A 12,821-nucleotide genomic window follows, 5' to 3' on the forward strand; every position below is an offset into this window, starting at 1 on the left:
GTCAAGCAACCCACGCAATCCATTGTTTTCGAAGCGAGAAGAGCAGCAGCCCTCCTGCAATAATTTTGATGAACAGCTGAATTTGCAGCCAAGCCTGCTCGTCTGCAAAGACAGCGCTGTACAATTCGGGCATAAACCAAATAAATGCGCCAGCTACGAATAGAATGGCCGATACTGGCCGCGACCAGCGATGGAAAAACCAGCTGCACCAGCCAAAAACGAAAGAAGCAGGCAGCCAATAGAGCTGGATTTCATACCATGCCGGTGATTCGGTATTATGAGACAGCAGCCACGCATAGACAAGAAAGGAGGCCAACCAGCCGCTCAAGTGCAGCATTGGTATGCGCAATCCGATGCCTGTTATGATCCAGAAGAGCGAGCAGAAGGCAAGCAGGCCCGCCTTCCATCCCCATTCCTCCAGCTCATGCAGCTGTACCATATAGAGCCCTAAGCCGAGCAGCAGCAGCATAGCCGTGCCAATGACTCCCAGACCCATCGATTCGTTCTTGCGCCGGTAGCGCTGTCCGATGAGGATCAACGTAAAGACACTGGAGGCGGACACGCCAATTTGCAATAGCGGATGGAAAACGTTAAAATAAAGGGCAATAAAGCAAATGAAGGAAAAAATACCAAATGTAAGAACCCATTGTTTCCACGAAGCATGCTTAACTACCTGTACCGCTCTGCCAGCCACTGTCGTAGGTGTCCGTTCCTCATTATCTTCCAGGTATAAATTCAGAAGAAAATCACAATATTGGTCAGGAAGCAATTTGCTTTGCTGCCAATGCTCGATTTCTTTCACAATCACTTTTCTGCGCTCTTGATCCATGTCGGCCGTTCGTCCTTTCACCGGCGATTTACCGATCTTTGAAAAAAGACCTTTGCTGCCGAGGCAGAAAGGTCCGTATGCTTATTCGAGAAAATCCTTCAAACGCTTGCTGCGGCTTGGATGACGCAGCTTGCGGAGCGCCTTGGCCTCGATCTGACGAATACGCTCACGCGTAACGCCAAACACTTTGCCTACTTCCTCCAGCGTCCGTGTACGGCCATCATCCAGTCCGAAACGAAGACGAAGCACGTTCTCCTCACGCTCGGTCAGCGTATCGAGCACATCCTCCAGCTGCTCCTTGAGCAGCTCGTAAGCGGCAGCATCAGCTGGCGCAAGCGCCTCCTGATCCTCAATGAAATCGCCAAGATGCGAATCGTCCTCTTCCCCGATCGGAGTCTCAAGCGATACAGGCTCCTGCGCGATTTTCATGATCTCCCGTACTTTTTCCGTGCTTAAATCCATCTCTGCCGCAATTTCCTCCGGGCTTGGCTCACGGCCTAGCTCCTGAAGCAGCTGGCGTGATACTCTAACCAGCTTATTAATGGTTTCCACCATATGTACCGGAATACGAATGGTCCGCGCTTGGTCCGCTATTGCGCGCGTAATCGCCTGCCTGATCCACCATGTAGCATACGTACTGAACTTAAAGCCCTTCGTGAAGTCGAATTTCTCAACCGCTTTAATAAGTCCCATATTGCCTTCTTGAATGAGATCAAGGAATAACATGCCGCGGCCCACATAACGCTTCGCTATACTTACGACGAGCCGGAGATTCGCTTCTGCAAGTCTGCGCTTCGCTTCTTCATCGCCAAGCTCGATCCGTTTGGCAAGCTCAATCTCGTCATCCGCGGACAATAGCGGCACACGCCCGATTTCCTTTAGATACATTCTGACGGGGTCGTTAATTTTAATACCAGGCGGGAGCGCCAAATCATCATCGAAGCTGAATTCATCATGCTCGCGCTCTTGCTCTTCCCCCCTGGTAATCGGGTGATCATCATTCTCATTCACAACTTCAATGCCAATCTCATCAAGCTGCTCAAAAAACTCATCGATTTGCTCTGGATCCTGGTCGAACGGCGATAGCTTCTCCATAATCTCTTTGTACGTTAAGGAGGACCTTTTCTTACCGTGCTCAATCAGCTGCTCTTTAACTAGCTCCAGCTTCTGTTCGGTATCCATTTCAGTATGTTGATCATTCGCCATATTCCGACTCCCTCCTCCCTAGAAACGATCATTCCTGCTGTCCTTTAAGCTTTCTTTCCAGGGCTATAATCTCACTTGCAATTTGTGCCGCCAGCAGCATATCGCCGGAACGTTCCGCTCGCACCATCTCTTCTTTTTTCTGCTCGATTTCGCGAAATTTCGGCACTTTAACAATTTCTTTTATATAATCTTCAAGCAGATGCTCGTCGAATGGAAAATCATCATCCATCATTAAGATCGAAGCGGTAGCCCGCTCGAGACGGTCATCCTGAAGCGATGCGATAAACCGGCTTACATTAGGATCATTGCCCTGCGCGTAAAAAGCATATAAATAAGCAGCGAGCGCTGCGTGATCCTCCACGTTGAAGGCTTCCCCAAGCTTGTCGTGCACCGTACTCGCCGTCTCTGCATCCTGCAGCATGCGTGCCAGCAATCTGCGCTCCGCCACTTGATAAGCTGGCAGCATCGGCGGCATAGAGGATGGGCGACGGTTTTCATTTCTACCATTATTCCACGAATTGTCGTTATTATCCCTTTGCGGTTTCATTTTTTGCAGCTGCTGCCAATGCTTGAAGCAGTCCTGTTTCAACGACTCAAGAGATATATCGACCTCACGGGACAATTGTTTGAGATAAAATTCCCGCTCGGTCGGCGACTCCAATCGGGCAATAATGCCCACAGCCTCCAGCGAATAGTTCTTCCGTCCCTCTTCTTCTAGGAGTATATGGTTTTTTCTAGCATATAGTAGCTTAAATTTTGTGACAGATACAGGATGCTCGATGATCTCCTTCATAAAGAGATGCTTTCCGTTTGCCGTTATATACTCATCCGGGTCCATCCCTTTGGGAAGCATCGCCACCTGCACCTTCAATCCGGCACGCTCCAGCAATGGAATCGTCTTAAGAACGGCTGCTTGTCCGGCATTATCTCCGTCATAGCAGATGATGGCTTCATCTGCATGCCGCTGGAGAATGGTCGCATGCTCCTCCGTCAACGAAGTGCCCATTGAGGCAACCCCGTTGTGAACACCTGCGCTCCAGGATTTGATGACATCCATATAGCCTTCGAACAAGACAACACGCCGATTCTTGCGCATGAGCGTCTTTGATTGGTGGAAGTTGTATAGAATCCCGCTCTTATTGAACAATACGGTTTCTGGCGAGTTCAAATATTTCGGCTGGCTATCGCCCAGCGTTCTGCCGGCGAAAGCAATCACTTTCCCCTCCCGACTCCAGATCGGAAACATAATGCGGTCGCGAAAACGGTCCAGATAACCGCTGCCGTCCCCTTTGGCAATGAATAAGCCGCCCTTCTCCATTTGCTCCGGATCAAACTGTTTCTTCTCCAGAAAACGAACCAATGTATCCCACTGAGGAGGCGCATAACCGATCATGAACTGATCAATCTGCTTGTCAGTGACCCCTCTGGAGCGAAGATATTCCAGAGCCGGTTGTCCGTGTGTCGTATTCTTGAGCAAGTAATTATACAGTTTAGCCGTAAGCTCATGAGCTTCAATCAGCTTATCCCGCTCGCGATGTTCGGCCGACCCATGATTGTCTGTTGCTCCTGCCCATGTGACGGGAATACCGGCTTCCTCTGCCATTATTCGTACTGCTTCAGGAAAGGAGTAGCCCTCGATTTCCTCCATGAACTTAATGGAATGCCCACCTATACCGCACCCATAGCAGTAGAAAATCTGCTTCTCCGGCGTAACCGTAAACGATGGCGATTTCTCGGAATGAAACGGACATAAGCCTTTCATATATTTCCCGTGTTTCGAGAGGTGAACGTACTTCCCTACCGTATCCACGATATCATGATGTCTGAGTACTTCCTCGATAATGGATTCTGGTATTCTATTGTAAGCCATACACCTTCACCTTCATCCTAAATGACACGTATAACTATTCGCTACCGTTCATCATTCTCCTGCCGATTGCGCAAAACTTTTGTCAGCTTTTGCTGAAACAGCTCGCGGTCCTCGTCCTTCATTGCTCTAGGCCCCTTGGATCTGCCTCCGCTTCGTCTCAGCTTGGCCAGCTCATGCCGCCGCGCCATCAGGAAATCGATGTTCCCGTCATCGTATTGCTGGCCTCGCGGCGATAATGCAATCGCTCCCTTGGCCAGCACGATTGTCGCCAGTCCAAAGTCCTGCGTTACAACAATGTCTCCTCTTGCAACATGATTGGAAATATAGAGGTCCACCGACTGGTCGCTTCGGTCAACCTGCACAATAGTTACCCCTGCCTCCGGCTCAAGCCGGTGATCGTAGGATGCAACCATTAGCACAGGTGCAGCAAATTTGCGTGCCACATCAATGATTTGACGCTTTACCGGGCACGCATCGGCATCCACTACAATCGTAGGAATAGTTGTCACGATTTATGCATCACCGCATCTTCTTCTAAAGTACCGTACTATTATATACGGCATATTATGAAAAAATCCTGCTTAGCGCCGTCAAAGCTGTTTTCGGCTGTCAATCGACTGTATACATTCCATGATGAGGCTTGCAGTCTCCTCTACCGCCCGATGCGATACATCGATGACGGCACAGCCGATGCGCTCCATAATTTCTGCCGCATAGGACAGTTCCCGTTCGATTCGGGCAGGGGTCGCGTAAGCTGCGCTGTTAGGCAGGCCAAGCGCTTTCAGCCGTTCCTTGCGAATGACATTCAAATAATTGACATCAATCGTAAGCCCAATGATCTTCTCCTTCGGAATGCTGAATATTTCCGCCGGCGGCGACAGCTCAGGCATTAACGGCACGTTGGCAACCTTGAATTTCTTATGCGCCAAGTACATCGACAGCGGAGTTTTCGACGTTCTGGAGACGCCTACCAGCACGATATCGGCTTTAAGGATTCCCATTGTATCCCGCATATCATCATACTTAACGGCAAATTCTACAGCCTCGACCTTGCGGAAGTAATCCTCGTCGAGCACATGATTAAGACCCGGCTCCTGCCTGGATTTCCTTCTTGTCTTCTCCTCAAGACTGTTGACCAGCGGTCCCAATAAATCGATAGCCGTAACCTTATGCAGCTCGGCAAACCGGATCAAGGCAGAGCGAAGATGCGGAATGACGAGTGTATACAATAATATCGCATTATGCTCCTTCGCCCCAATCACTACACGCTCCAGTGTCGCTTCATCATGTATAAATGCCGCTCTTCGGATATCGGCGTAGATCGGATGAAATTGAGCGACCGCCGCCCGAATGACAAGCTCGCCTGTATCACCGGCAGAATCCGAGACGACATAGATGATCACCTCAGGCTTTAAATCGGCCATCGAATCACGCTCCAATCAAAGTTTTGCGGGAGTTGCCATTTACCAGACAAGCTTGGAGAAGTCGGCTACATCATTGATTTGCTCGGCAATGACTGCCAGAGTCGCCAGCCTGTTGTTCCGAACGGCTTCATCCTCAGCCATAACCATGACCCCGTCGAAGTAATGGTTGATGGCATCCTTCAAACCGGCAAGCTTAGCAATTGCCCGGGCAGTTTGAGCAGATTGAATCGCTGCGGCAATCTCGTCTCTAACCGACAGCCATGCCTCATACAGCTCTTTTTCCGTATGATCCGCAAACAATTCCGGCTTTACTTCTTTAGACGTTGCTTTTGAAGCAAGGTTGCAGATACGAGTCAAGGCATCTACAACAGCCTTGAATTCATCACGTCGTTCCCCTGCGGCGGCTGCTGTCAGCGCGGCAGCGCGATCGATCGTTCTGCCAAGATCGTTGTAGCCGCTAGCCATTGCCGCATCGATGACATCGTAGCGAATCCCCTGCTCCGTCAACACATTTTTAACGCGCAGACCGAAAAACTCATACAATTCCTTACGAATATCGTCCACATCGCGTTTCAACGTTTTTGCCGCATGCACCTCAATGGCGAGTCCGAACAATACATCAAGCGACAGCGGAAGCTCATGAGCCAGAATAATTTGTACGATACCGGCAGCCTGACGGCGAAGCGCATAAGGATCCTGCGAGCCTGTTGGAATGATGCCAATTGAGAAGCAGCCTGCAATCGTATCTATTTTGTCCGCCAGACTTACTAATGCGCCTGCCCATGAGGCCGGTGCACGGTCTCCTGCAAAACGCGGCTGATAATGCTCATTGATCGCTTGCGCCACCTCTTCCCGCTCTCCGGCTTTACGCGCATAATCCTCGCCCATAATGCCCTGCAGCTCAGGAAATTCATAGACCATCTGAGTTACGAGATCGAATTTGCATATCAGCGCAGTTCTCGCGGTATCCTCCGAAACCTGCGCATCTGCGCCCAGCGTATCCGCAAGCTTCACAGCAATGGCATGAATGCGGCGTACTTTATCGGCCACTGTTCCAAGCTCCTCATGATAAACGATGTTCTCCAGCTTTGCGAGCGCATCGTCGATGGCAAGCTTCTGATCCTCAGCGTAGAAAAATTTCGCGTCAGACAGCCGTGCGCGAAGCACCTTCTCATTCCCCTTAGCTACCGCTTCGATAGCATCGCGATTGCCGTTGCGCACAGTGACGAAGAACGGCAGCAGCTTGCCCCCATCATCAAGCACCGGGAAATACCGCTGATGCTCCCTCATAGAGGTGACGAGCACCTCCTGCGGAATGTTAAGGAAGGACGGATCAAACTTGCCGAAAAGCACGCTCGGATATTCGACGAGGAACAATACCTCCTCAAGCAAATCCTCCTTCACGGCAATTTGCCAGCCTTGCTCGGCGGCAAGCGCATGAATGCCCTCCATGATCATGCCTTCCCGCTCGGTGACATTCACGATGACATGCTGAGCCCGAAGCTGCTCGACATATTGAGACGGCTGCGCGATGACAGCTTCTCCGCCAAGGAAGCGATGGCCGCGCGTCACATTGCCGCCCTGCACACCGGTAATTTCAAGCGGAATAATATCCTCTCCGAACAGAGCGACAAGCCAGCGGATCGGGCGGACAAAACGAAGCTCATGACTGCCCCAGCGCATATTTTTCGGAAACGACATCGAGGTAATCAGAGACGACAAGCCTTCAGGCAGCACATCGCTCGTTACTGTGCCGATGCTGCTCTTGTTCGCGTAAATATATTCAACGCCGCCCAGCTCCTTGAAGTAGAACGAATGGGGCTCGACGCCTTGACTTCTTGCGAAGCCCAGCGCGGCCTTGCTCCAGTTCCCTTCGGCATCCTGCGCGATTTTGCGGGAAGGACCCTTCACTTCCTCGTTCACATCGGCCTGCTTCTCCTCCACATCATGGATAAGAACAGCAATTCGGCGCGGTGTTCCGTAAGCCTCAACCTCACCATGGCCGATACGGGCCGATTCCAGCCATTTGACCGTTTTCTCCTTCAATTGGTTCATGGCGCCGCGAACGAAACGGGCAGGAACCTCTTCAAGACCGACCTCAAGCAATAAATCCTTAGCCATTAGCGTTCACCCCTTTCTTCAACAGCGGGAAGCCGAGACGCTCGCGCTCCTCCAAATAAGTAGCCGCGCAGGAGCGAGCCAAATTGCGGACACGCATAATATAACCTGTGCGCTCTGTTACGCTAATTGCTCCGCGAGCATCAAGCAGGTTGAATGTATGCGAGCATTTCAGCACATAATCATAAGCCGGGAATACAAGCTTCTGTTCCATCGTTCGCTTCGCTTCTTCCTCGTACATATTGAACAGCGAGAACAGCATCGCGACATCGGATGTTTCGAACGTATATTTGGAATGCTCGTACTCTGGCTGGAGGAAGACATCGCCATAGGTTACACCTTCCACCCATTCCAGGTCGAATACATTTTCCTTGTCTTGAATATAGGACGCCAGACGTTCCATCCCGTACGTAATCTCAACTGCAACCGGATTTGCGTCAATACCGCCAACCTGCTGGAAATAAGTGAACTGCGTAATTTCCATGCCATCCAGCCATACTTCCCAGCCAAGGCCCCAAGCGCCCAGCGTCGGCGATTCCCAGTTGTCCTCAACAAAGCGAATATCATGCTTGAGCGGATCAATTCCGAGTCTGCTTAAGCTTTCGAGATACAGCTCCTGAATATTGTCTGGCGACGGCTTCAAAATAACCTGAAACTGATGATGCTGGTACAGCCGATTCGGGTTCTCGCCGTATCTGCCATCCGCCGGGCGGCGGGAAGGCTCCACATAAGCGACATTCCACGGCTCCGGCCCTATTGTCCGCAGGAAGGTCATCGGGTTCATCGTTCCCGCACCTTTCTCAACATCATACGGCTGAACGAGAATACAATTCTGCTCGGCCCAAAACTGCTGCAATGTCAAAATCATACCTTGAAAATTCATTACGCGCGTCTCTCCTTATTGGTCAACTATTGGCGCACATCAGACAGCTGTATAAGACGATATCACAAAAAGCTCCCGTCCACTACGTCTGATGACAGACATAGGGACGAGAGCTGTTCTCCCGCGGTTCCACCCTACTTGGCTTCCTCTCGCACATTAGCGCGATGCAGGAAACCCGCTTTCAAATTCGCAAACTCCGGAGCGCCTTTCGTCTAGTCCGTCCTTCCGGGCTCTCACCTCCCCCGGATCGCTGATACTCTATAGGCCGTAACCGACTACTTTCTCCATCATCGTTCCATATACATGATATTATATCATATCTAATATCTGATTGCTTGTCAACTCACAACTATTTCCGCCCACAACTATTTCCGCTGTCATTCTAACCTAATTATCGATTCAACCTGCTCTGCCAAGCCAGATCTATCCTGCCGATTAAAAGGCAGCCCCATTCGCATTCTCGTTCTTCTTCAATGCAGCGTCTTCGGATCGAAATGCTTCCGCGAAAGCAAGCTTGCTGCGATGCTTGCGCCAACGGAAAAAGCATAGTATGCCCCTTGTATATTCATCCAGAATCATGCCGACATAGATCCCGTACAATCCCCATTCCAGACCGATGCCCAGTACGAAGGCCAGACCTACCGCGATAATCCACATGCTGGTCAGCGCGGTCATCATGACATAGCGTCCGTCGCCAATCGCATTAAGCGATTGCCCAAGCGCCATATTGAGCATTTTACCCGGCTGCAGCGCAAGATTGAGCCATAGAAGCGCAACAACCATCTCAATAATCCATTCATCATCCGTGAAAGTTGTAATGATGGGGCTGCGGAACAAGATGAGCAGGAGCGTATTCGCCAGCACGATCAGAATACCGAAGCCCAGCACGCGATAAGCGCTATAATAAGCTTCCTTTAGCTTGTTTGCCCCATACAAGTGAGCAATCTGGATTTGAACAGCCAGCGCCAGCGACCAGCCGAATAGAAAGGCAAACGACTCCATCGTATTCATATACGTACGGGCAGCAAGCGGAAGCTGCCCCATGGAGGCAACCATGCTAAAGAGCACCACTTGCGAGATCGTCCAGGAGGCTCCGTTCATACTAAGCGGCCAACCGATCTTGACGATTTCCTTCAGCAGTTTGCGGTTGAAGCTGACAAATTCCCGCAGCACAATCGGCGTTCCAAAGGCGTTGCGAAACATCCAGTACTGGAACAGCAAGGCGACAAAACGGCTTATGACCGTCGAGATCGCAATACCGAACAAACCCCACTGCGGAAACCCGAAGGCGCCGAAAATAAAAGCATAATTCAATACAATGTGCAAAATATTCATTCCGATAGAAACATACATCGGTGAGCGTGTATCGCCAGTACTGCGAACCGCAGAGCTGAGCGACAAATTAAGCGCAAGCAGAATAATGCCGCCGCCCACAATGGACAGATAAGTGTAGGACATTTCCTTCAGATCGTCCGGCACTTGCAGAATCGATGCAAAGGTGTGGGAGGAGGTTGCCAGCAGCACACTAACCCCGATGCCTATAATCGCGGTCAATGCGACCGACATCACGCCAATCTTTCGCGCATCCGCTGCTCTTCCAGAGCCAAGCTTCTGGGAAATAAGAATACCCGCTCCTCCGCAAATAAGTGTAAACAAAATAACGACCGCATTAAAAAACTGATTCGCTATGCCGACAACAGCAACAGCGTCGTCCGAGATACGGCTTACCATTAAGGTGTCCGCAGTTCCCAGCATGAATTGAAGCATCATCTCAACCATAATCGGCCATGTAAGCGCCCATATGGCCGGTGTCTCTTGTCTCAATTTCTCGTGTTGAACATTTCCTTTGGCCATAGAGCTTCAATCCATCCTTTCACTCTGAACGAACTGATTGTATGCTCTTAGCCAGCGAAAGGTCAACGTCCTGAATATGTCCCTACAATGGGAATTTATCCATCTGATCCAGAAAAGAGCGTGATTTCAGCGTCAAGCCTAAATTAGCATCCACTAAGAGCCGCATAGCTCGCTTAAGCTCTCCTTTTGTTTCCTCTTTCACCTGAATCGATCCCAAACGGCGCAAATCCATTCTTCTGAACAGCCTTAGCAGCTTGAGCGCACCGTCGCCCAGCGGTTGAGCGAATGAATCTTTGTACCCGCACCTGCTGCACAGGACGCCGCCGGAGTGGGCGCTGAGCGACATGGAGCCGACTACATTTCCGCAGGACACACAGGCATCGAATACCGGACCATACCCCATCACCTCAAGGATTCGCATCTCATAAAGCTGTGTAATAATTGCCGCATCCTTCCCTTCCGCATAAGCGGCCATGCAAGCCTTAAGCTGTTCGAAAATATAACCGCTGGACTCATCCTCCTGCAAGGCGCGGTCCGTCAGCTCTGCTGCATATGACGCATATGCCGCCAGCTCAAGCCGCTCACGCAAAAGATGGTGAGATTCAATAATCTCACCATGTGTCAACGTACCTAGCCCGCTATTGCGAAAAAACAAAAATTCACCGTGCGTAAACAATTGCGCGAGCGAGCCATGACGGCTCTTTGTTTTTTTAGCTCCGCGAACAATGATGCCGACCTTGCCGTTCGTACGTGTCAGTACGTTAATAATTTTATTGCCTTCCCCGTAATCCATGCTCCGGATGACAATGCCTTCAACCCGGTACTGCATAGCGTTTCTCCCCTAACCTGCGCTTGCTTGCGCGGCCTGACTGCCCAACCCATTATTCACATACCTTCGAGCTCTGAGGCAGCTTCACCGTCTTCTTCCTCGTCCACGCCGTCCACTGCCTGCAGGCCATCCATCTCTTTATAAAGTAAAAAAGCGTCCACGTCCCCTGTCAGCGCAAAATACTTCCACGAAAAGTCTCGCATTCGTATTCATCCCTCTCCGCGATCAGAAATGCTGCATACGGATAGAATGCGATGTTCAGGGCCGGCCTATGCGAAGCATAAAAGGGCATGAAACCCTTAAATTGGATGCCCATTCAAATTATCAGTCGTTGCGGAATCCAAGATCCTTCAATACGCGGTCATGGTTGCGCCAATCCTTCTTCACCTTTACCCACAGCTCCAGAAAGACGCGCGATCCCAGCAGCAGCTCGATGTCACGCCTTGCCAGCCTGCCAACCTCTTTCAGCAGCGCGCCCTGCTTGCCGATGACGATGCCCTTCTGCGAATCCCGTTCGACGAAAATTACGGCGCCGATGCTGACCACGCCATTCTCCTGAACGCGCATATCCTCAATGGAAACAGCAATCGAATGGGGAATTTCTTCCCTTGTTTGATGCAGAATTTTTTCGCGGATCAATTCGGCGCAAACGAACTGCTCCGGATGGTCAGTCACTTGATCAGCAGGATAATATTGCGGTCCTTCCGGCAAATATTTGGTCAACACATCCAGCAGCGTATTTACATTATTGCCCTGCAGAGCCGAAATCGGCACAACTTCAGCAAAATCATGCAATGCGCTATACTGCGCTATAAGCGGCAGCAGCGCCTCTGGATGAATTTTGTCGATTTTGTTCATAACGAGAATAACCGGTGTTTTGACATTTTTCAGCTGCTCGATAATAAAACGGTCTCCGCCGCCCAGACCTTCCGATGCGTCAATAAGAAACAGCGCTGCGTCAACCTCGCCCAATGTTCCCACGGCAGCCTTCACCATGAAATCGCCAAGCTTCGATTGCGGCTTGTGAATGCCTGGCGTATCCAGAAATACAATTTGCTTGTTTTCCTTCGTATAGACGCCATGAATCTTATTGCGCGTTGTTTGCGGCTTGTCCGACATAATCGCAATCTTCTGACCGATCATTTCGTTGATGAGGGTAGATTTGCCCACATTGGGACGGCCGACAATCGCGACGAAACCCGAATGAAACTTCTCCTTGCCTTTTGTTGATCCACTCATAATGATGCCTTGTTCCCCTTCCAGACTAGCTTATTTCTCCACATTCAATGAAAAAGCGCCCGGCAGCAGCTCTGCTACCGTCATTACGCGCCAGTCTCCCTGCAGATTCCCCATAATAACAGGCATATCCGGCAGGCACAATTCAGCCAGCACCTGTCTGCACACCCCGCAAGGCGTAATGGGCTCCGGCGTTTCTCCGACAACAGCGATCGCCTGGAACGAACCCGGCTTATCTCCATCAGCGACAGCCCGGAACAACGCCGTGCGTTCAGCGCAATTGGTGGGGCCGTAAGCAGCGTTCTCCACATTGCAGCCCCAATGAACCTTGCCGTCTCCGCCAAGCAGCGCTGCGCCTACTTGAAAGCCTGAGTAAGGGACATAAGCGCGCTTTCTGGCCTCTAATGCCTCAGTGAGCAGCCCCTTCCATCCTTCGGGAAGCTCTGTATTATGTTGGGGTTTATCCATTCCTGTTCCCTCCTGCTATATAAGAACGATTGAAAGGAACAAGGGGGTCGCTGCGCTGGGGAATGTTCTTACGATCGCTGTTGTTCCCGGAATTGTTGAATTTA

At 50.7% G+C, this 12,821-nt stretch carries 12 protein-coding genes; all 12 read right to left on the bottom strand.

What is annotated here, in order from left to right; all coding sequences use genetic code 11:
- Nucleotide 1: 1 nt before the first annotated feature.
- Complete coding sequence (locus L6H65_RS18390; RefSeq protein WP_236344114.1) at nucleotides 2–829, bottom strand: hypothetical protein; 828 nt, start codon at nucleotides 827–829, stop codon at nucleotides 2–4.
- Between the two features lie 81 nt (nucleotides 830–910).
- Complete coding sequence (rpoD, locus tag L6H65_RS18395; protein WP_236344115.1) at nucleotides 911–2,035, bottom strand: RNA polymerase sigma factor RpoD; 1,125 nt, start codon at nucleotides 2,033–2,035, stop codon at nucleotides 911–913.
- A 28-nt stretch (nucleotides 2,036–2,063) separates the two neighbouring features.
- The gene (dnaG, locus tag L6H65_RS18400; protein ID WP_236344116.1) at nucleotides 2,064–3,905 is read right to left on the bottom strand and encodes a DNA primase; all 1,842 of its coding nucleotides are present in this window, start codon (nucleotides 3,903–3,905) and stop codon (nucleotides 2,064–2,066) included.
- A gap of 41 nt (nucleotides 3,906–3,946) precedes the next feature.
- Complete coding sequence (locus L6H65_RS18405; protein ID WP_236344147.1) at nucleotides 3,947–4,417, bottom strand: YaiI/YqxD family protein; 471 nt, start codon at nucleotides 4,415–4,417, stop codon at nucleotides 3,947–3,949.
- 78 nt (nucleotides 4,418–4,495) lie between these two features.
- Nucleotides 4,496–5,329, bottom strand: a complete 834-nt coding sequence (locus tag L6H65_RS18410; RefSeq protein ID WP_236344117.1) for a pyruvate, water dikinase regulatory protein — start codon at nucleotides 5,327–5,329, stop codon at nucleotides 4,496–4,498.
- Between the two features lie 39 nt (nucleotides 5,330–5,368).
- Entirely contained in the window at nucleotides 5,369–7,450 is a 2,082-nt protein-coding gene (gene glyS, locus L6H65_RS18415) for a glycine--tRNA ligase subunit beta (protein WP_236344118.1), read from the bottom strand.
- Nucleotides 7,443–8,330 carry a glycine--tRNA ligase subunit alpha gene (gene glyQ / locus L6H65_RS18420; protein WP_236344119.1) on the bottom strand — a complete coding sequence of 296 codons (888 nt, stop codon included), beginning with the start codon at nucleotides 8,328–8,330 and terminating at the stop codon, nucleotides 7,443–7,445. Before glyQ ends, glyS begins: the two co-directional genes overlap by 8 nt.
- A gap of 435 nt (nucleotides 8,331–8,765) precedes the next feature.
- Nucleotides 8,766–10,184: an MATE family efflux transporter gene (locus L6H65_RS18425; protein WP_236344120.1), complete on the bottom strand. Its 1,419-nt coding sequence runs from the start codon at nucleotides 10,182–10,184 to the stop codon at nucleotides 8,766–8,768.
- An 82-nt stretch (nucleotides 10,185–10,266) separates the two neighbouring features.
- On the bottom strand, nucleotides 10,267–11,013 hold the full coding sequence (gene recO / locus L6H65_RS18430; protein ID WP_236344121.1) for a DNA repair protein RecO: 747 nt from the start codon (nucleotides 11,011–11,013) through the stop codon (nucleotides 10,267–10,269).
- Between the two features lie 56 nt (nucleotides 11,014–11,069).
- Nucleotides 11,070–11,216, bottom strand: a complete 147-nt coding sequence (locus tag L6H65_RS18435; protein ID WP_236344122.1) for a YqzL family protein — start codon at nucleotides 11,214–11,216, stop codon at nucleotides 11,070–11,072.
- Nucleotides 11,217–11,337: 121 nt separating this feature from the next.
- Nucleotides 11,338–12,252, bottom strand: coding sequence for a GTPase Era (era, locus tag L6H65_RS18440; protein ID WP_236344123.1), 915 nt, complete (start codon nucleotides 12,250–12,252; stop codon nucleotides 11,338–11,340).
- A gap of 30 nt (nucleotides 12,253–12,282) precedes the next feature.
- Nucleotides 12,283–12,717: a cytidine deaminase gene (locus L6H65_RS18445; protein WP_236344124.1), complete on the bottom strand. Its 435-nt coding sequence runs from the start codon at nucleotides 12,715–12,717 to the stop codon at nucleotides 12,283–12,285.
- Nucleotides 12,718–12,821: the final 104 nt, after the last annotated feature.

It is taken from the genome of Paenibacillus plantiphilus (assembly GCF_927798095.1).
Classification (GTDB): Bacteria; Bacillota; Bacilli; order Paenibacillales; family Paenibacillaceae; genus Paenibacillus_Z; species Paenibacillus_Z plantiphilus.